Raw genomic sequence first — 18,689 nt, forward strand, 5'->3', positions numbered from 1 at the left:
CGGGCAAAAAGCGTTAGATAAGGTCGCTCTTTTCAGCACGCCATTACCTACTCGCTCTGCAGCGCCAGCACCGGATTCAGGCTGGCGGCGCGGCGGGCGGGCAGTACACCCGATACCAGGCCGACCAGCGCCGACAGTGTCAGTGCCAGCAGCAGATAAAAGGGATCGAGTTGTATCGGCAGTGCGGGCATGGCCAGCGTCAAAACGGCAAGGGCCAGTCCGCTGATCAGAATACCGCCTAGTCCACCGATCAAGGCCAGCAGGATCGCCTCACCGAGGAACAGCCACATGACCTGACGCCGGGTTGCGCCAATTGCTCGGAACAGGCCGATTTCGGCGCGGCGTTCATGTACGGTAGTGACCATTATGGTGACAATGCCGATGGCGCCAACGACCAGCGAGATGCCACCCAGGCCGCCGATTGCCACGGTCAGAATGGCCAGGATTCGGTCCAGACTCTTGAGCATTTCGTCCTGAGTGATCAGCGAAAAGTCTTCCACGCCGTGGCGGGCGATCAGGCGTTGTCGAATTCGCTCGGCCATTTCCTGGGCCGTGGTGCCGGCACGGTAGGTGACGTCGATCTCCATCAATCCGGGACGGTTAAACAGGCTCAGCGCTCTTTCCACCGGAATGTAGACGATATCGTCCAGATCGAACCCCAGCATCTGTCCCTTTTCGGCCATGACGCCGACCACCCGGTAGCGCTCCCCCCCTACCCGTATGAACTGCCCCAGGGCGCTCTGCTCGCCGAACAGTTCCTGCTTGACCTTGTGTCCCAGCATTGCCCAGGGTTGTGGGTAGCCTCCGCGGCTGTCTGGCAGGGTGCGTCCCTGAGCGATCTCGAAGCGCCAGGCGGCCGCCATGTCACTGCCAGTGCCGATGATATCGGTGTAACGCACCCGGTTGCCGAATTCGATGGCGCCACTGCCCTGAACCACCGGTACTACAAACTCGACATAGGGCAGTTGCTGCAGGCTCCAGGCATCTTCGACCAGCAGGGGGCGAGTGCTTGCCAGCAGACCACCGGTACCTCCCGTCTGTGATTTTCCGGGGTTGATGGCAACGATGCGGCTGCCGAACTGGGAAAAATTTTCCAGCACATACAGGCGCAAGCCTTCACCCAGCGTCGTCAGCAGTACGACCGCACAGATGCCAATGGCGATGCCGAGGATCGTCAATGCACTGCGCATGCGACTGGATCTCAGGCTGGAGAGTGTCAGGCGAAGATAATCAACGATGCGCATCGGAGATCCCCTTCAGAGCCAGCACAGGCGGCACTCTGGCGGCCTTGCGTGCCGGTAGCCAGGCGAACAACAGGGCGACACCGATCGCCAGCAGCACGGCGCCGATCAATGCCCAAAGTGGCACCGACACCGGAAACTGCGGCCAAAGCCAGTGTCCGGTCCAGAGCAAGGCGTAACCGGCCACCACGCCTGTAAAGGCTCCGATCAGCGTCATGATCAGCGCTTCACTCAGAAACAGACGGTGGACCTGACGTTCGCTGGCCCCCAGTGCCTTCAGCAGTCCGATCTCTGAGGTCCGCTGACTGACACTGATCAGGGTGATGTTCATGATCAGGATGCCCGCGACTACCAAACTGATGGCGGCAATGGCACCGACGGCCAGGGTCAGCAGTTTAAGGACATCGTCGAAAACACCTAAGAGGCTGTCCTGAGTGATGAGGGTCACGTCTCGCTCGCCTTGATGGCGGCGCTGAATCAGCTCAAGCACCTCCTCCTTGACGCTGTCGAGCAGCTCCAGGTGCTGGACCTGAACGAACAGGCGGAACAGGCCCTCAGTATTGAACAGTTGCTGGGCGCTGGCGACAGGGATAATGACCGTATCGTTCATGTCGGTCCCCAGTGAGACGCCGCGGTCCTCCAGCACACCAATGATACGGCAGCGACGATCACCGGTTCTGAGCCAGCGTCCCAGAACGGGCTGCTGATCAAACAGGGAGCGACGTACCTCAGGCCCAATCATGCACACGGGTTCGGCCTGATCCAGAGGGGTTTCCGGCAGCAAGCGGCCCTGTGAAACATACAGCTGGCGGATGTGAAACAACTCGACGCTGGTGCCGACGACGACCAGCTCACGGTTGCGACCACCACCTTCGACCTGGGTAAGACCAACCACCAGAGGGGCGACCGCGCGCACACCCGGCAGGCCGAGCAGAGCTTCGGCATCGCCCAGTGTCAGGTCCCGAGTGCCTTCACCGGTCAGCGGCGGTATACCTCCGGTAGTCTCCTTGCGCCCGGGCAGCACGATAAGGACATCGTTGCCCAGCAGATTGAACTCTTCGAGCACAAAACGACGAGCGCCTTCACCCATACCAGTCAGCAGAAGTACCGCGGCAACACCGACCGCCGTCGCAAGCAGGGTCATCAGGGTGCGGAACCATTGGCCGGTCAGCAGGCGCAGGTTGAAGCGCAACAGGTCAGGGCTGCGCATCCTGCTCATCCTTCAGCAGCTTGCCGTCCTGCATCCACAGGCGTCGGCGTGCTCTTCGACCCATGTTCGCGTCATGGGTGACCATCACCAGGGTGATGCCTTCACTGTTGAGCTCTTCCAGCAGCTCGATTACATCCTGGCCGGAATGGCTGTCCAGGTTGCCGGTGGGTTCATCGGCCAGCAGCAGGGCCGGTTTGCGGATCACTGCCCGGGCAATCGCCACTCGCTGACGCTGGCCTCCGGACAGTTGATTGGGACGGTGGTCGGCGTGGCGGTCCAATCCAAGCCGTTGCAGCAGCTCATTGACCTTCAGATGGCGTTGGGCGGGCGGGGTGCCAGTCAGTACCAGGGGTAGCTCGATATTCTCCCGCGCACTGAGTCGATCAATCAGGTGGTAGGCCTGAAACACAAAACCGATGCGGCAGTTGCGTTCGGCGGCACGGGCTTCCTCGTCCAGTGTGGTCATGTCGGTATCGTTGAGCCAGTAATGGCCACTGTCCGGCGTGTCGAGCAAGCCGAGCATGTTGAGCAGCGTGGACTTGCCGGAACCTGAAGGCCCCATCACGGAGAGATACTCACCGGCAGTGATATTCAGGTCCACATGATCCAGCGCCTGCACTGGCTCGTCGCCGAGCTGATAGCGTTTGCACAGCTGCTCAAGGCGAATCATGGTGCCGGTTCCACTCGGGCTCCGGCTTCTGCGCCGGCAGCATCCAGTGAGCGCAGGATGCGGTCGCCGGCACTCAGGCCGCTGAGGATTTCGGTCCAGGTCCAGTTACCCAGCCCGGTTTCCACATGGACGTCCTCCAGTGTCTGCAGGTTGGCGTCATACCGCAAAACCCGGTTGCCCTGTAATAGGGTTTCGGTGGGAACCCGCAGCACATCGTCACGCTGTTCAATGATCACCTCGATATCGGCACTGTAGCCGACGAGCAAGTGAGCATCATGGGGGGGCGGTGTGAAATTGACATCCACGTCGACCGTCCGGGCCTGTTTCTCCACTTCAGAGACGAAGGGAGCGATGCGGGTCAGCTGACCGTCAAAGTGGCGGCCTCTGAAAGCATCCAGGGTGATGCGTACTCGTTGTCCCACCTCCAGTCGGGAGGCCTCGACTTCATCGATGGGCGCGCGCACGTAGAGGCAGCTGTCATCGATCAGGTCAACAGCAGGCGGTGTGGCTACACCTGGCGGAGAGGGGGTGACATATTCGCCGATTTCACCGTTGATCTCCGCGATGATACCGGCGAAAGGCGCTTTTAGGATGGTGTTATCAAGCAACACCTGATGCAGCTTAAGCGTGGCACGTGCCTGTTCAGTGACTGCCTGGGCTTCGTCACAGGCAAGCACAGCACGGCGGGCTTCGGTCTGGCGCTGGTCGAGCAGCTCTTCGGACGCAAGACGATTCTTGGCCAGTGATTCTGCCCGACGGGCCTCCCGTTGCGCCAGCGCCGCAGTATGGCAAGCACTGGATAGCTGGATTTCACGGGCCTTCAGTGTGGCGGCAACTTCTTCGAGTCGCGCCTTGAGGTCGGCATTCCACAGTTCCAGCAACGGCTGGCCCTGCTCCACGTGAGCGCCTTCATCCACCAGAAGTTGCTCAACGCGTCCCCCCTGGGGCATCGACAGTCGTGAGCGCCGACAGGCTCTGACGGTACCGGCTCGGCTGTTGGCGGCGAGCTGTTCCACTTGCCCGGTCTGCACATCGACAAGGCGTACGCTCACGGGGGAGGGGCGATTCAGGAAGTAGAGTCCTGCTGCGATCAACATCAGCAGGCCAAGGCTCACGAGCAGCTTTTTCATCCGATTGGGCTCCTTGCGTCTCGGATCCAGTATAGGTGAGCCAGCCTCTCTTCGGATTGACCGGACTCAACCGCGTCGGCGCATGTCGGTACGGTGCAGCTCGATGCCGCGATCACGGCAGCGTGCATAGTTGTCGCGGGTCGCCGCCAGTACTTCGGGGGTTTGCACCACGATTTCGACGATGCGTTCGAAATCAAACGCCGCATCGGGGAGCCTGGCAGACAGGTTGACGAAAACCTGGCGATGGTCGGGCAGCTGGTCACCCCAGCCGATCTCGATTGGCGAGTTCGGCGGCTGGCCCAGCAGTACATGAGGCACAAAGCTCTCGGGTTTGGCGCTCCACAGCTGATGGTCCAGCTGACGAGCCGCCGTTTCATGCTCGGTGCTGATGAAGACCCTGAGGCCGAGCCCCAGGATCTTGTCACAGAGCCGGCACAGGAAGGCGGCCCGGCTGTCAGGGTCGCTGTCCGGCAGAATGTAGTAGTCTGCGCGGGACAACGCTTACTCCTCGTGAGCGTGGTGATGGTCTTCCACTTCAACCTGCTCGGCCAGATCCAGCAGGTACTGGCTCAGCATCGGCACGCAACGACCGGTGGCGCCTTTTTCCTTGCCACCGCTGTTCCAGGCTACGCCGGCGATGTCCAGGTGTGCCCAGCGGTACTCCTTGGTGAAGCGTGACAGGAAGCAGGCTGCGGTGATGGTGCCAGCCGGACGGCCGCCGATGTTGGCGATGTCGGCAAAGTTGGAGTCCAGCTGCTCCTGGAATTCATCCCACAGCGGCAGCGGCCAGCCACGGTCAGCCGCGAAGTCGCCGGCATCCAGCAGGGCACCAGCCAGGTCTTCGTCATTGGACAGAATACCGGTCGCATGATGGCCCAGTGCGATGATGCAAGCACCGGTCAGAGTGGCGATGTCGACGACTGTTTCCGGGTTGTAACGACCGGCGTAGGTCAGTGCGTCACACAATACCAGACGCCCCTCGGCATCGGTGTTGAGGATTTCGACGGTCTGGCCGGACATGGTGGTGACGATATCGCCCGGTTTGGTTGCCTGACTGCCCGGCATGTTTTCGGCAGCGGCGATGATGCCGACCACATTCAGCGGCAGCTGCATCTCGGCTACGGCTTCCATGGTACCCAGTACGCTGGCAGCACCACACATGTCGAATTTCATCTCGTCCATGCCGGCACCCGGTTTGAGGCTGATGCCACCGGTATCGAAGGTAATACCCTTGCCGACCAGTACGTGAGGCTTTTCGCCGGCTTCGCCACCGTTGTATTCCATCACGATCAGGCGAGAAGGCTGGGCGCTGCCCTTGCCCACGGCCAGCAGTGAGTTCATGCCCAGCTCGGCCATTTCCTCATCACCCAGAATCTTGACGGTCAGTTCGTCAAACTCTTCGCCCAGCGCTTCGGCACGTTCGGCCAGGTAGGTCGGGGTGCAGATGTTGCCCGGCAGGTTGCCCAGCTCACGGGCGGTATCCACGCCGTTGGCGATAGCGACACCATCCAGCAGGGCGCCTTCGCCCAGTTCAGTGTCCTCTTCTGTCAGCAGTATCTGAACACTTTCCAGTTTGACGGGGTCGGCTTTCTTGCTCTTGGTTTCGTCATACTGGTAGAAATCCGCGGACACCCATTCCACCAGCTGGCGGGTTTCTCGGTAGATATCGTCGCGGTAACTGGCACAGCCGTCGAGGGCAAAAACAACGGAAGTGATGCCGGACTTCTTCAGGGTTGCAGTAATACCTTTAACCAGCTTGCGATAATGACGATCCTTGCGCTCATCACTCTTGCCCAGGCCTACGAGCAGCACGCGGCGTGCCTGAATACCCGGTACCTTGAACAGCAGCAGTTGCTCGCCCGCTTTGCCGGAGATGTCACCGCTGTTGACCAGTTCGGTCAGGTAACCGTTGGAAGCCTTGTCCACAGCCGCGGCAGAGGGGTAAAGGATGCCGTCTGCGCTCAGGGCAACTACGATACATTCGGTTTTCAGTGTTTCGACACTGCCATTGATGATCTCAAAATCCATGACGACTCCGTACAAGACATTGCAGACTGATTGCGCGATAATGCGCCGATTAATGGCCCTTGGGGCGGCGGTATTTTCCGCACCGGGCTGCTCGGCTTTGCGCTACTTATGTTCCTGATGTAACGCGCACTATAAACCATTTCTCCGATTGGAAACCATGGCGGTGAAAGGGAATCTGCTTTGATTATCTTCCGTTATCTGGCCCGTGAGGCGTTGATCTCAACTGCAGCGGTCACCTCTGTTTTGCTGCTGATCATCACCAGTGCCCGCTTGATCAAATATCTGGCCGATGCCGCGACCGGCAAACTTGAGGCCAGCTTCGTGTTCTGGGTGATTCTTTGGCGTATTCCGGGCTTTTTGGAGTTGCTGCTGCCGTTGGGTCTGTTCCTTGGCATTTTGCTGGCCTTTGGTCGTCTCTACCTCGACAGCGAGATGGTGGTGCTGCGTGCCTGCGGTATCAGCCAGAAGCGCCTCGCACTCTATGCTCTGGGGCCAGCGGCACTGGTGGCTGCAATGGTGGCGGTCATGACACTTTGGCTCGCGCCTCTGGGGGCAGCCAAATCGGAAGAGATTTTCAGCATCCAGGAAGCGCGCAGTGAGCTGGAGCTGTTAACGCCGGGTCGCTTTCAGTCGCAAACCAGTGGTCGTCAGGTGACCTATGCGGAATCCTATGACGCCGAGGCCGATCAGTTGCAGGAAATTTTCATCGCGCAGCGTAACGAAGCGGGGGAGCCGATCGTACTGATGGCGGAACGTGCTGAACGTCAGTTCCTGCCGGAGTATGGCGGGCGTTTCCTGATCCTGCAGAACGGCTATCGATATGATGGCGTGCCGGGGCAGGCGGCCTATAGCCGCACAGCTTACGAGAGTTATGGCATCAGCTTGCCTGAAGCCGAAATCGCCCGAGAGGTCACCGAGCTGGACGCCTTGCCGACCCGACAACTGATGACCAGCGAAGATCCCAAACAGGAAGCGCGCCTGCATTGGCGGCTGTCATTGCCGGTTCTGGCGTTCATTGTCACCCTGATTGCGGTGCCGATGAGTCGAACCAATCCACGACAGGGGCGCTTCGCCAAGCTGATACCTTCTATCATCGTGTACCTGTTGTACCTGTCGTTGCTGACCAGCACGCGTTCGGCGGTCGAGGATGGTGATCTTTCAGTCTGGATGCTGTGGGTGATCCATGGTGGCTTTATCCTGCTGGCGGCCAACCTGATTCTGGCTGACCGCTTCTGGGAGCGGGTCTGGAATCGTTTGCCCTCATTGCCCAGGTTTCGTCGGAGGGGTGCCTGATGTTACGTCTTGAGTGGTATATCGCACGCCATGTGATAGGTGCGATTCTGGCCGTGCTGCTCGTCGTTGTCGGGTTGGATTTGGTATCGGCGCTGCTGGATCAGCTGGATGCACTGGATGATCGCTACAGCTTTCTTGATAGTCTGTGGTACCTGACATTAACCATCCCGCGACGAGTCTACGAATTTATTCCCTTGAGCAGCCTGGTGGGTTGTTTGATCGGTTTGGGCATGTTGGCCACGCACAGTGAATTGACGGTGATGCGTGCAGCCGGCTTTTCGACCCGTCGTATCTTGCTCGGCGTGTTCAAGCCGGTCATGTTGCTGGCGCTGTTTGCGTTGGTCCTGGGACAGTTTATCGCGCCGTTTACCGAACAGCAGGCACAGAGCTATCGGGCTCTGGCTGAATCCGGTAATGGGACCATGGGCTCGCGTTATGGGGTCTGGCACCGTGAGGGGCGCAGCTTTATTCACATCAATGCGGTAGAGGGCGGGCGTGTGATTCACGGCATTACCCGCTATCGTTTCGGTGAGGACCATCAGCTGGAGCAGGCCAGTTATGCGCTCAAGGGGCGGTACAGGGATGGCCAGTGGCAGCTGGAGCAGGTCCGTAATACCCGCTTTAGCGAGCAGGGGACGCAGATCGATAATCTGGCTGAAGAAAGCTGGCAGAGTGGCCTGACACCCGACCTGTTGTCGGTGATCGTGGTTGAGCCTCTGGATTTGCCGATCAGTGGTCTTTGGTCCTACTCGCGCTATCTGCAAGAACAGGGCGTGAACGCCGACACCTATCTGCTGGCCTTCTGGAGCAAGCTGCTGCAGCCGCTGGCTATTCTGGCTCTGGTGCTGATCGGCGTTTCCTTTATTTTTGGCCCGCTGCGCAGCGTGACAGTTGGGCAGCGGGTGATTGCCGGTGTCATCTTTGGTCTGATCTTCAAATTTGCTCAGGATCTGCTGGGGCCGGCCAGTACGGTTTTCGGCTTTCCTCCGATGATTGCCGTGATCGTACCGATTCTGCTATGCACCGCTGCTGGTCTTTGGCTGTTGCGCAGAGCCGGTTAAGACTTTGCTTTCTTCTTTTTCTCCGGTTTAGGCAGTTGCACAACGCAGCTGCCTGACCAGCGGTCATGCAGGCTAAGACGTTCGTCAGTCAGCAGCATCCACAGGAAACCGATACCGAAGAGTCCCAGTGACGGGATAGCCAGCAGAAAGCGCATCAGTGCCTGTCCCCAGCTTAGACGTCCACCCGCCATCGTTTGCACGCGCAGTCGCCAGGCCAGCATGCCCAAAGTCTGTCCATTTCGGGTCCAAAAGAAGCCGAAAAACAGGAAAGTCGCGCAGAACAGTGCAGAGTTGAACAGAGCGACCGTGGTGCGAGAACTGGACTCGATACTGATCGCCTCGCCCCCGTTGATACCCACGCTAACGGCACCGATCACCATCCATAGAGCCAGCAGTAGCAGGCTGTCATAGACCATCGCCATGAGGCGCTTGATGAATGAGGCGGGAGTGATCTGCGCGAATTCCTGCTTGAACGGACGGTGCATGGGATCGGTTCCTGATTCCGGCTGAAGACGTTGGTGCCGGATTGTAGCACCGGAAACAGGATCGGGATAAGTTGGTCTGCTCTGGTCGTTGGTTCAGGGTAAGCAGAATGCTCGATCGATCATCTACGGAACGCCAGGCGGGAGTGACCTCCCGCCCGGTTTTGGAAGGTCTTACTGGAACGGGGTTACATACTGGGCCTTGTAGCTTTCAGCCAGCGCCTTGGCTTCGGCCAGTTCGCTTTCGTCCAGTTTCAGCAGCAAGCGGGTTTCGATGGTAGCTGCGGTACGGTTACCGAGCACCGCTGCGTTGTGCATCCAGGCGTAGGCCGCGATGTTGGTGTCTACGCTGGTGTCCTGTCCGTGCGCATTTGAATACAGTGTGCCGAGGAAGAACATTGACTCCATGAAGCCTTTCTCGGCAGCCTTACGATACCAGTGCTCAGCCTCGGCATAGTCCTGATTAACACCTGTGCCGAAGTTGTAGCTGCGGCCGAGGTTGTGCCAGGCTGCTACGACCTCCTGCTCAGCTGCCTTGCGGAACCATTCCAGCGCCTTGCCGTTGTCGCGTGCCACACCATGACCGAATTCATACATTTCGCCGATACGGTTCTGTGCTTCTCCATCGCCCTGTTCCGCCAGAGGGAGCAGCTTATCGAATTCGACTTTATACTCCTTGTTTTTCAGAGCGCGCAGGCTGTTAACGCTCTCAAGGTGACCCTGGCGAGCGCCCTGTTCGTAAAGACGGCGTGCCTTGTCCGTGTCCTGTTCGACGCCCCAGCCGTTTTCATACATCTGGCCCTGAAGGTTCAAAGCATCGGGGTCCTGGGATTTGACCAGTGCCTGCAGCTCGGATTGGGCCTTGGTGTAATCGCCTGCATCCAGAGCGCGTTTGGCTTCATCGATGCTGGATGCGCTTGCAGGAGTGATGTGCAGTGAGAACAGCAGACTTGCCGCTGCAAAAAGTGCGGATTTATTCATTAAAGCCATGCCTTCGTCATCATGTTGATGCATGTCAGGAAGTCGTCTGGACGGCTTCCGCCGAAATTTTATATCAGCAGTGCACTCTTGTGGTGCTCGGAGGGAGTAATCATAATTAGGTAATGTCCCCCACGTGAGACACTTTTCGATAAGGTGTTTCTAATATTTATTGTACAGGAAAATCGCAAAGCGCTGCACCTGTGCTCTTAACATCCATTGCCCTTTTGGGAAGTTGAGGATGATTACTAACATGTCGATACGTACCAAACTGATTGTGGGCTCCATCCTTCCCATTCTGGGCTTGCTGGTGATAGTGGCTGATTCCTTGTTCGAGCTCAAATTGGCCAATGACAACGTGGATCGCCTTTATGCCGATCGAGTTGTGCCGCTGCAGCAGCTCAAGACGGTGTCAGATCTCTACGCAGTCAACGTGATTGATGCTGTCAATAAAGTCGATAATGGTCTGATCAGTGCTGAAGATGCCTACCGTGGTGTAGTTGAAGCCGAGCAACAGATTGCATCCAACTGGCGTGACTATCGCGCCACGACGCTGACGGTTGAAGAGGCTCGATTGGCGGGTGAGGTAGAAAAGCTGTTTGGCGCGGCCAATCAGTCGATCACGCGACTCAAGTCCAAACTGCAACAGATGAGCGGGATCAGCGAGAATGGGTTGAACGAGTTCAATGGTGGGCTTTATGCCACGATTGATCCGGTCACCGAAAAGGTCAGTGAACTGGTCAGCTTGCAGCTGCGCGAAGCGAATATAATGCGCCAGCAAATGCGAGTTGCCTATGGTAACCAGCAGTTGGTGCTCATAGGTCTGGCGGTGGTCATCGTACTGCTGTTGGCACTGTTCGCCTGGTACAACTACCGTTCGATCCGTGGTCCTCTGGAGCACCTGCAGGCAGTCATGAGCCAGGTGGCAAGTAACTCTGATCTTCGTCTTCGGGCGAAGGTTGAAAATAATGACGAGATTGGCCAGATGGCGGGCAGTTTTAACCACATGCTCGAGCAGGTGCAGGAACTGGTAGGACATATTGTCAGTGCAACCACTCAGCTGGCATCTGCGGCGGAAGAGATGAGCAGCATCAGCAGTCACTCCAGCCATGTCATCAACAACCAGCGTGCTGAAGTTGAACAGGTCGCGGCTGCCATGAATGAGATGGTATCCACAGTTCAGGAAGTGGCAGGCAGCGCAGAACGAGCAGACCAGGAAGCTCGGCAGACCCTGGAAGAATCCCGTAATGGTGATCAGGTGGTGGCTCGTGCCGCTGCGTCGACTTCCGAGCTGGTGCATCAGGTGGGACGTGTGGCTGAGCAGATCGCTATCGTGGAGAAAGACAGCGAAAGCATCGGCAGTGTCGTAGAAGTCATCAGAGGGATCGCGGAGCAGACCAATTTGCTGGCACTTAACGCAGCAATCGAGGCGGCACGTGCCGGCGACCAGGGACGTGGTTTTGCCGTCGTGGCGGATGAAGTTCGTTCACTGGCTCAGCGTACCCAGGAGTCTACCGCAGAGATCCAGGGCGTGATTGAGCGCCTTCAGCAGGGGACGCGTCATGCGGTCGAAGCGATGAATGTCAGCCAGGAAAGGGCTGAACTCACCGGGGAGCAGGCCGGGGAAGCGGGTGAGGCATTGCGCCGAATCGCTCAGGCGGTTCAGCGGATTACCGACCTGAACGCACAGATTGCCAGTGCGTCCGAAGAGCAGAGCAGTGTGGCCGAAGAGATCAACCGTTCACTGGTATCGATCAGCGATGGCGCTCAGGAATCTTCAGCTGGCGCATCGCAGACCGAGAGTGCCAGCCATGAGCTTTCACGGCTGGCGGCAGACCTGCAAAATATCGCTACCCGTTTCCGGGTGTAACGCGATACCTGAGTTGTTCAGTCCTTTCTCTGAGGGCTGAGCAGCTCGATCAGGTAACCGTCCGGGTCTTTCACGAATGCCAGGATAGTGCCTGAGCTGCTGTTTTTCATCGGACCTGCCTCACGTACAACCTCACCGCCCCGTGCCTTGATCTGGTCACAGGCTTCATAGACATCATCGACTTCAATGGCGATGTGGCCATAGCCGGTACCCAGGTCATACTCGTTTGTTTCCCAGTTATGTGTCAGTTCCAGTACGGTGTTTTCCGCTTCATCACCGTAGCCGACAAAGGCGAGCGTGAACTTGCCTTCCGGATAGTCCTTGCGTCGCAGCAGTCGCATTCCCAGTACTTCAGTGTAGAAGGCCAGGGATTTGTCCAGGTCAGTTACCCGGTACATGGTATGCAGCATGCGCATGAAAACACCTCTTCAGTCGTGTTGAAAACCTGATCTATATCGCTGATCCCGCAGAATCTGCTTGCGGCTTTCAGTCTACAATGATTAATTGGAAGTATTAATAACAATAGCCAAGGGGGGCTGACCCATGTTTCAGGATATGACTAAACAGTTCAATGAATCCATGGCTCCATTCCGTGAGTTGGTCAATATTCAGACCAAAATGTTGGAGGAGCTGACCCGCCAGCAGATGGAATGCACCAAGGCCTGCCTTGAAGCGACCATGCAGCAGAGCAGCGAGCTGCAGAAATGCAAAACCCCGAATGATCTGATCGAATTGCAGCAGGCTTATGCAAAGGAACTTGAAACGACGCTGAAGGCTGCCAATGAGCAGAATATGAAAGCCCTGACCGCCGCGCAGCAAGCGATTCAGCAGCTGACCCAGAACTCGCTTGAGGCTTTTACTGGCAAGAAGTAAAGTTGAGCGAGTTCACTGTTACCAGAAGCAGCCCGGTGTGGCTGCTTTTTGTTTTTAGAGATGGAGATTATGGCACTCAGCATCGGTTTGTTTTACGCCAGTACCACCGGTAACACAGAGCAGATTGCGGATCAGATTGCGGCCATGTTGCCGGATTGCATCCATCTGCATGATATTGCGGTGGAAGGCGTGGCCGCCATGGCTGAATATCGCTGTCTGATTCTGGGTATTCCAACCTGGGACTTCGGAGAGTTACAGGAGGATTGGGCTGAGCATTGGGAAGAGCTGTCGGCACTGGATCTGAGCGGTAAACGTGTGGCCCTGTTCGGTTTGGGTGATCAGCTGGGATATGGTGAATGGTTTCAGGATGCCATGGGACTGCTGGATCAACAGGTGCGGAACGCGGGTGCACAGGTAGTCGTCCACTGGCCGGTGGTTGGTTATCAGTTCGAAGCTTCGAAAGCATTGACGGAGGACGGACAGTACTTCGTGGGTTTGGCGCTGGATGAAGATGGCCAACATGGTGAAACCGAAGAACGCTTGCAGCATTGGCTGCCTCAGGTGATCTCCGCTTTCGAAGCCTGAAACCCCTTCAGGCGGCAGGCAAGATACCAGCATAGGCTGAGCGCTTGCAGCAGTGTGGCGCTCCCCAATGCTGCTCGATAGGCCTCGGCCGGATAGTCTACGCCATTGGTGGACGGCCAGCAGGCGATAATGGCACCCATTCCCCACTGTACAATGAACGCGCCGAGAAAAATGCCGAGATTGAGACTGGTGCTGACACGGGCACTGATTTCGGTCGGAAACTGTTGTGCCAGCCCTGCGAACATCAGTGTGCCTGATGTGCCGAAGAAGCCGAATGCCACCCATGCCAGAGTATCTACCTGAGTCGGGTGTAACTGAATCCACAGCAGTGCCAACAAGAAACCACTCATGCCGATGAAGCTGACGCTCTGAGTGCTGATGCCGATGCGGTTCATGCGGCTGGCAATCACCCCTAACCCCAGAAAGCCGGCCACCATACTGGCTGCTGACACCAGCAGGGTCTGGGCCGCTTCAGCAGGGGGTAAAAGATTGACCTGTTGTAACCAGATGCCCGCCCAAAGTGATTGAGTCGCGATGAAAACGGATTGGGACAGCATGCTGGCCGGAGCCAGCTGGTAGAACGTCGGGGAGCGGATAACTGTCAACGTCTGGCGTAGCTGAATCAACATACTCGCAGGTTTATGCTGTGACTCTGTTAATGGAATCCAGCGGCTGATCAGCAGGGCAATCAGCAGGCTAATCCCTGCCAGGACAATGAAAAGTGTCCGCCAGTCACTGTACTGCAACGCCCATTCCACGGGCGCGGTCGCGGTCAGGGCACCCAGACCACCGCTGGTCAGCTGGAGTCCATTGATCAGGGGGAGCTGTTCTGCCTTCAACCAGGTGGTATAGCTCTTAAAAGCAGCCATGAGACAGGCCGAAACGCCGATGCCGATCAGTCCTCGCCCAATCCATAGACCCAGGCTGTCTTCGGCCAGTGCAAACGTCAGGCTTCCGGCAGCGGCGAACAGGAGTAGGGTTGCTGCGACATGGCGGGTCTGATATCGATCAAGCAGAATGCCCAGCGGGATCTGGCAGGCAGCGAAGGTCAGGAAGTAGGCGCTGGAAATAAACCCCAGAGTTGCGCTGTCCAGGCCAAGATCACTCATGATAGCCGGTGCCACAACAGCATTGATGACCCTGAACACATAGGAGAGCCAGTAACCGAGGGCAAAGGGGATGAGCAGACGAACGATTAGCGGCATGGAACTTTGCATCCTTGTCAGAGACTGAAGAGGGCCAGGGTTAGGCCAAATTATACTTCAGGACGTGGCTGGGGAACTGCTCTTCGAGCAGTGTTGAATTTAAGTATTAGTTTGGTCTAATGTGTGTTCCACGTCCGATTTATCCAGAAAGGAAATGATAATGAAGAAATTTGCTGCAATGGGATTGGCAGGAATTCTGGCTGCGGCCAGTACAATGGCGGTCGCGGCCAAGCCGGAAGACGCAATCGATTACCGTCAGGGCGTATTCAGTGCGATCAAGTGGCACTTTGGCACCATGGGCGCGATGGTAAAAGGCAAGATGGAGTATGATGCTGAAGATTTCAGTCGTCGTGCTGAGATCGTGGCCCAACTGAGTAAGCTGCCGATCGAAGGTTTTCTTCCGGGTACCTATGAGGGCGAAACCAGCGCGCTGCCGGCTATTGAGGATGATCGTGAAAAGTTTGATGGCGGCATGAAGGCGCTGGTGGAGCGAACAGCCGCTTTGGCTGTGGCTGCCCAGACCGGTGATCTGGAGCAGATCAAGCCAGCATTCGGAGAAGTTGGCAAGACCTGTAAAGGTTGTCACGATAACTTCAAGGAGTAAGATTCAGGCGTATCCGGTGTGATAGAAAAAAGGGCGCCTTGACGCCCTTTTTTGTTTTTGTACTACAACAAATTGAGCAGACTCCAGACAGCAGTGCCGGCCAGCAGCGCCAGAACGATACCGCGAGAAAGCGGGGCGAACGGATAGTGCCCCGCCTGCGTGGAACCGGGCTTGCGGCCATGCAGCATCGCCTGAACCAGCTTTTCCCCCTTGAAAACCTGATGTACGAACACACCCAGCAGGTGAAGTCCGATGGCGATGAGCAAGCCGTCGAAGATCAGTTTGTGCCATCGGGTAATTTCCACGCTGAGGTCATAGCCGACAAGATGGACCAGAGGGCCTTCGGTGAAAATCTCGTCATTGGCAAAAAGGCCGGTGCCAGCCTGAGCGGCACTGAGCGCTAACAGTAGCAATACCATCCAGCCGCCCAAGGGGTTATGGCCAGTGTGGCGGGGCGCTTCGCCTTTGGCCAGCTGCTGACCGTATTTCAGCGTATGGGCCGGTGAGCGGACAAACTCGCTGAAACGTGCATAGTGGCTGCCGACCACACCCCAGAGGATACGGAAAGTAACCAGTCCCAGCACCGAGTAGCCAGCATACATATGCCATTGCATCCAGTTGCCGCCCTGTTCACCGCTCCACCAGGCAAAAAGGATGCTGGCCGCCAACGACCAGTGGAACAGACGAATAAAAATATCCCAGACCGGTGTGGGTTCCTTGTCAGTATGCAGTTGGGTCATATCAGAATCCATTTAACCAGAAATGACAGGTAAGGCTGGCGATGTAGCCCAGCAGGATCGCCCAGCTCCACTTCAGATGGCTGTAGAACGTATAGGTTCCCTTGGCCTGCCCCATGAGGGCAACTCCGGCAGCAGAGCCTATCGACAGCAGAGAGCCGCCTGTGCCGACGGCCAGTGTCGCGAGCAGCCACTGGTTGAGCGTCATGCCTGGATCCATGCTCAGGACCGCAAACATGATCGGAATATTATCCACCAGGGCTGACAGCAGGCCGATAACGGCGTTTGCAAGGTTGATTCCCCAGCCCTCATAGAGCAGTACCGACAGGTTGGTCAAATAGCCCAGGGTGGCAAGGCCGCCGACACAGAGTACAACGCCGTAAAAGAACATCAGCGTATCCCATGACTCACGTTCCACGACCTTGAAAATATCAAAGCGTCGAATGACCCCGGAATGATCACCATGCAGCAAGCTGTGTTTTGTCGTGCTTTCAGCGTGGTGGTGGGTAATGTGCCCGTGCTCTCGGAAGATAGGATCATGAAAGCTGAGGTAGTAGCCATAAATCTTGAGGACCCCAAGCCCTGTCATCATGCCCAGTACCGGTGGCAGGTGAAGCATGCTGTGTACCATGACGGAGAGTGCGATGGTCAGGAGAAACAGCAGCACGATGGTCACGCCCCCTTTTTTCATTCTCTGGTGGCGAGGTTCACCGCTGGATTGAGAGCGTTCGATCGTAAGGCTCATCAACAGGGCGGGGATAATCCAGTTGACCAGTGAGGGCAGCAATAGCTGAAAGAAATCGACAAACTGAACAACACCCTTTTGCCACACCATCAGTGTCGTAATGTCACCAAACGGACTGAAGGCTCCACCCGCATTGGCGGCAACCACGACGTTGATGCAGCCGACCGAGATAAAACGGTAGTTATGGTCGCCAACGGCCAGTACAACGGCGCCCATCAGCAGGGCTGTGGACAGGTTGTCGGCAACCGGAGAGATCAGGAAGGTCAGAGCGCCTGTCACCCAGTAGATGGTGCGTATGGTATAGCCACGGGACACCAGCCAGGTGCGTAGCGCTACGAATACTCGCCTTTCTTCCATCAGGTTGACGAAAGTCATCGCGGCCAGGAGGAACAGAAACAGCTCAGCATAGTCGAGTATGTAGTGTCTGAGCTGGATGCCTGCCGTGTGAGGATCTCCATGCTGCTGGTAAGCGATGCCAACCAGTACCCAGATCAGACCGGAGGCGACAATGACCGGTTTGGATTTGCGCAGTCCCAGCTGTTCTTCCAGCACCACGAATACGTAGCCCAGCAAAAAGACCAGCAGGGCCAGGTAACCATATACACTGGTGGTCAGATCCAGCAAATTCGGGACGGAAGAGGTCGTCATCCTTCGGGTTTCCTTACCGAAACGGGGCGTTGGATGCCGGAGCTGGGCTGCTTTACCTTTCACTCAGGCGGTCATTGACCCGACCCATTCTCACCCAGCCGACAGACTAAGTCGAGCCGGGGGCGATCCCGTGGTTGAGTCATTCAAACAGCGCCCCTGATCGGTTAGAATAAGCTCCTTTTTTCCAAGCAGCGAGTATCCAAGTACCACGATGGAAATCAATCCGATTCTCAACAGCCTGAAAGAGTTCAGCGAGCGTACCCAGGCGCTGCGCACCTACCTCGATTACGATGGCAAACGCGAACGTCTTGAAGAGGTCGAGCGTGAGCTGGAAGACCCCAATGTCTGGAACAATCCGGAAAATGCCCAGCAGCTTGGTAAAGAGCGTGCGGGACTGGAAAGCGTGGTCAAAACCATCGACGAGCTGGAAATCGGCGTCAGTGATGCCCGTGATCTGCTGGACATGGCTGTTGAGGAGGACGATGAGGATACCGTTGCCGAGGTCGAAGCCGATGTGGCACGACTGAAAAACATGCTGGAACAGCTGGAGTTCCGCCGCATGTTCTCCGGCGAAGCTGATGCCAATAACGCCTTCCTGGAGATCCAGGCCGGCTCCGGTGGTACCGAGGCGCAGGACTGGGCCAACATGATGCTGCGCATGTACCTGCGCTGGGGTGAAAGCAAGGGCTTCAAGACCGAACTGCTGGAAGTATCCGGCGGTGAAGTCGCCGGTATCAAGTCTGCGACTATCCGCTTCGAAGGCGAGTATGCCTACGGCTGGCTGCGCACCGAAACCGGTGTGCACCGTCTGGTGCGCAAGTCGCCGTTCGACTCTGGTGGCCGTCGTCACACGTCTTTCTCTTCCGTATTCGTATCGCCGGAGATCGACGATAACGTGGAGATCGAGATCAACCCGGCCGACCTGCGCGTGGACGTATACCGTGCCTCTGGTGCCGGCGGTCAGCACGTTAACCGGACCGAATCCGCTGTGCGTATTACCCACGAACCGTCCGGCATCGTGGTACAGAGCCAGTCCGCTCGTTCCCAGCACCAGAACCGTGACACCTGTATGAAGCAGCTGCGTGCGAAGCTGTATGAGATGGAGATGCTCAAACGTCGTGAGGCTGCACAGGAGTTGGAAGACTCCAAGGCCGACATCGGTTGGGGCAGCCAGATCCGCTCCTATGTACTGGATGACCAGCGTATCAAGGACCTGCGTACCAACGTGCAGACCTCCAACTGTGATCGCGTACTCGACGGCGATCTGGACATGTTTATCGAAGCCAGCCTCAAGGCTGGCCTGTAAGAATCCGTTTTAAGGTAGATCCG

The 18,689-nt window shown here is 57.2% G+C and carries 19 protein-coding genes; 7 read left to right on the forward strand and 12 right to left on the reverse strand.

The features are described from left to right. Positions 1-47: 47 nt before the first annotated feature. The 6 genes from LN244_RS03290 to LN244_RS03315 all read right to left on the reverse strand — a co-directional run bounded on the left by LN244_RS03290 (position 48) and on the right by LN244_RS03315 (position 6,279). Positions 48-1,244 (reverse strand): ABC transporter permease, encoded by a 1,197-nt coding sequence (locus LN244_RS03290; protein ID WP_239041428.1) that lies wholly within the window; start codon positions 1,242-1,244, stop codon positions 48-50. Continuing rightward, the gene (locus LN244_RS03295) at positions 1,231-2,451 is read right to left on the reverse strand and encodes an ABC transporter permease (RefSeq protein ID WP_239041429.1); all 1,221 of its coding nucleotides are present in this window, start codon (positions 2,449-2,451) and stop codon (positions 1,231-1,233) included. The genes LN244_RS03290 and LN244_RS03295 overlap by 14 nt, the downstream gene beginning before the upstream one ends. Next, entirely contained in the window at positions 2,438-3,121 is a 684-nt protein-coding gene (locus LN244_RS03300) for an ABC transporter ATP-binding protein (protein WP_239041430.1), read from the reverse strand. Before LN244_RS03300 ends, LN244_RS03295 begins: the two co-directional genes overlap by 14 nt. Then, positions 3,118-4,251: an efflux RND transporter periplasmic adaptor subunit gene (locus tag LN244_RS03305; RefSeq protein ID WP_239041431.1), complete on the reverse strand. Its 1,134-nt coding sequence runs from the start codon at positions 4,249-4,251 to the stop codon at positions 3,118-3,120. Before LN244_RS03305 ends, LN244_RS03300 begins: the two co-directional genes overlap by 4 nt. A gap of 66 nt (positions 4,252-4,317) precedes the next feature. Beyond that, positions 4,318-4,749 carry a DNA polymerase III subunit chi gene (locus LN244_RS03310; protein ID WP_239041432.1) on the reverse strand — a complete coding sequence of 144 codons (432 nt, stop codon included), beginning with the start codon at positions 4,747-4,749 and terminating at the stop codon, positions 4,318-4,320. A gap of 3 nt (positions 4,750-4,752) precedes the next feature. Continuing rightward, entirely contained in the window at positions 4,753-6,279 is a 1,527-nt protein-coding gene (locus LN244_RS03315) for a leucyl aminopeptidase (RefSeq protein WP_239041433.1), read from the reverse strand. A gap of 180 nt (positions 6,280-6,459) precedes the next feature. On the opposite strand from LN244_RS03315, the gene lptF reads away from it, so the two are divergent. Together lptF and lptG are read left to right on the forward strand one after the other, a co-directional pair. Then, positions 6,460-7,572, forward strand: coding sequence for an LPS export ABC transporter permease LptF (gene lptF, locus LN244_RS03320; RefSeq protein WP_239041434.1), 1,113 nt, complete (start codon positions 6,460-6,462; stop codon positions 7,570-7,572). After that, a complete protein-coding gene (gene lptG, locus LN244_RS03325; protein WP_239041435.1) occupies positions 7,572-8,633 on the forward strand; it encodes an LPS export ABC transporter permease LptG in 1,062 nt (353 codons plus the stop codon). Before lptF ends, lptG begins: the two co-directional genes overlap by 1 nt. Here lptG and LN244_RS03330 read toward each other — a convergent pair. Beyond that, positions 8,630-9,118, reverse strand: coding sequence for an RDD family protein (locus tag LN244_RS03330; RefSeq protein ID WP_239041436.1), 489 nt, complete (start codon positions 9,116-9,118; stop codon positions 8,630-8,632). The genes lptG and LN244_RS03330 overlap by 4 nt on opposite strands. Before the next feature lie 171 nt (positions 9,119-9,289). Continuing rightward, positions 9,290-10,096: a tetratricopeptide repeat protein gene (locus LN244_RS03335; RefSeq protein WP_239041437.1), complete on the reverse strand. Its 807-nt coding sequence runs from the start codon at positions 10,094-10,096 to the stop codon at positions 9,290-9,292. Between the two features lie 250 nt (positions 10,097-10,346). Here LN244_RS03335 and LN244_RS03340 point away from each other — a divergent pair, with 250 nt between their 5' ends. Beyond that, positions 10,347-11,963, forward strand: a complete 1,617-nt coding sequence (locus LN244_RS03340) for a methyl-accepting chemotaxis protein (protein WP_239041438.1) — start codon at positions 10,347-10,349, stop codon at positions 11,961-11,963. 17 nt (positions 11,964-11,980) lie between these two features. Here the strand turns inward: LN244_RS03340 and gloA are convergent, their stop codons facing one another. Beyond that, on the reverse strand, positions 11,981-12,379 hold the full coding sequence (gloA, locus tag LN244_RS03345; protein ID WP_239041439.1) for a lactoylglutathione lyase: 399 nt from the start codon (positions 12,377-12,379) through the stop codon (positions 11,981-11,983). Between the two features lie 139 nt (positions 12,380-12,518). Here gloA and LN244_RS03350 point away from each other — a divergent pair, with 139 nt between their 5' ends. Both LN244_RS03350 and fldB read left to right on the forward strand, forming a co-directional pair. After that, on the forward strand, positions 12,519-12,836 hold the full coding sequence (locus tag LN244_RS03350; protein WP_239041440.1) for a phasin family protein: 318 nt from the start codon (positions 12,519-12,521) through the stop codon (positions 12,834-12,836). Between the two features lie 69 nt (positions 12,837-12,905). Further along, positions 12,906-13,421 carry a flavodoxin FldB gene (fldB, locus tag LN244_RS03355; protein ID WP_239041441.1) on the forward strand — a complete coding sequence of 172 codons (516 nt, stop codon included), beginning with the start codon at positions 12,906-12,908 and terminating at the stop codon, positions 13,419-13,421. Here fldB and LN244_RS03360 read toward each other — a convergent pair. Beyond that, a complete protein-coding gene (locus tag LN244_RS03360; RefSeq protein ID WP_239041442.1) occupies positions 13,394-14,626 on the reverse strand; it encodes an MFS transporter in 1,233 nt (410 codons plus the stop codon). The two genes, fldB and LN244_RS03360, sit on opposite strands and share 28 nt — an antisense overlap. 160 nt (positions 14,627-14,786) lie before the next feature. On the opposite strand from LN244_RS03360, the gene LN244_RS03365 reads away from it, so the two are divergent. Then, positions 14,787-15,230: a c-type cytochrome gene (locus tag LN244_RS03365; RefSeq protein ID WP_239041443.1), complete on the forward strand. Its 444-nt coding sequence runs from the start codon at positions 14,787-14,789 to the stop codon at positions 15,228-15,230. A gap of 62 nt (positions 15,231-15,292) precedes the next feature. Here LN244_RS03365 and LN244_RS03370 read toward each other — a convergent pair whose 3' ends face one another. Next, entirely contained in the window at positions 15,293-15,970 is a 678-nt protein-coding gene (locus LN244_RS03370) for a cytochrome b/b6 domain-containing protein (protein ID WP_239041444.1), read from the reverse strand. Position 15,971: 1 nt separating this feature from the next. Further along, a complete protein-coding gene (gene nhaD / locus LN244_RS03375; protein WP_239041445.1) occupies positions 15,972-17,360 on the reverse strand; it encodes a sodium:proton antiporter NhaD in 1,389 nt (462 codons plus the stop codon). A 211-nt stretch (positions 17,361-17,571) separates the two neighbouring features. Between nhaD and prfB the strand changes: the two genes are divergently transcribed. Then, positions 17,572-18,666, forward strand: coding sequence for a peptide chain release factor 2 (gene prfB / locus LN244_RS03380; protein ID WP_239041446.1), 1,095 nt, complete (start codon positions 17,572-17,574; stop codon positions 18,664-18,666). Positions 18,667-18,689 lie beyond the last annotated feature (23 nt).

Origin of the sequence: Marinobacterium sediminicola (genome assembly GCF_022343685.1) — a bacterium.
Classification (GTDB): Bacteria; Pseudomonadota; Gammaproteobacteria; order Pseudomonadales; family Balneatricaceae; genus Marinobacterium; species Marinobacterium sediminicola.

Excerpts from the sequence above, each read along its gene's own strand:
- nhaD (WP_239041445.1), bottom strand. The coding sequence starts at position 17,360 with ATGACGACCTCTTCCGTCCCGAATTTGCTGGATCTGACCACCAGTGTA.
- LN244_RS03330 (WP_239041436.1), bottom strand. The coding sequence starts at position 9,118 with ATGCACCGTCCGTTCAAGCAGGAATTCGCGCAGATCACTCCCGCCTCA.
- LN244_RS03295 (WP_239041429.1), bottom strand. The coding sequence starts at position 2,451 with ATGCGCAGCCCTGACCTGTTGCGCTTCAACCTGCGCCTGCTGACCGGC.
- LN244_RS03365 (WP_239041443.1), top strand. The coding sequence starts at position 14,787 with ATGAAGAAATTTGCTGCAATGGGATTGGCAGGAATTCTGGCTGCGGCC.
- LN244_RS03350 (WP_239041440.1), top strand. The coding sequence starts at position 12,519 with ATGACTAAACAGTTCAATGAATCCATGGCTCCATTCCGTGAGTTGGTC.
- LN244_RS03305 (WP_239041431.1), bottom strand. The coding sequence starts at position 4,251 with ATGAAAAAGCTGCTCGTGAGCCTTGGCCTGCTGATGTTGATCGCAGCA.
- gloA (WP_239041439.1), bottom strand. The coding sequence starts at position 12,379 with ATGCGCATGCTGCATACCATGTACCGGGTAACTGACCTGGACAAATCC.
- LN244_RS03290 (WP_239041428.1), bottom strand. The coding sequence starts at position 1,244 with ATGCGCATCGTTGATTATCTTCGCCTGACACTCTCCAGCCTGAGATCC.
- LN244_RS03315 (WP_239041433.1), bottom strand. The coding sequence starts at position 6,279 with ATGGATTTTGAGATCATCAATGGCAGTGTCGAAACACTGAAAACCGAA.
- LN244_RS03300 (WP_239041430.1), bottom strand. The coding sequence starts at position 3,121 with ATGATTCGCCTTGAGCAGCTGTGCAAACGCTATCAGCTCGGCGACGAG.
- LN244_RS03370 (WP_239041444.1), bottom strand. The coding sequence starts at position 15,970 with ATGACCCAACTGCATACTGACAAGGAACCCACACCGGTCTGGGATATT.
- prfB (WP_239041446.1), top strand. The coding sequence starts at position 17,572 with ATGGAAATCAATCCGATTCTCAACAGCCTGAAAGAGTTCAGCGAGCGT.
- lptG (WP_239041435.1), top strand. The coding sequence starts at position 7,572 with ATGTTACGTCTTGAGTGGTATATCGCACGCCATGTGATAGGTGCGATT.
- LN244_RS03340 (WP_239041438.1), top strand. The coding sequence starts at position 10,347 with ATGTCGATACGTACCAAACTGATTGTGGGCTCCATCCTTCCCATTCTG.
- LN244_RS03335 (WP_239041437.1), bottom strand. The coding sequence starts at position 10,096 with ATGAATAAATCCGCACTTTTTGCAGCGGCAAGTCTGCTGTTCTCACTG.
- fldB (WP_239041441.1), top strand. The coding sequence starts at position 12,906 with ATGGCACTCAGCATCGGTTTGTTTTACGCCAGTACCACCGGTAACACA.
- LN244_RS03360 (WP_239041442.1), bottom strand. The coding sequence starts at position 14,626 with ATGCCGCTAATCGTTCGTCTGCTCATCCCCTTTGCCCTCGGTTACTGG.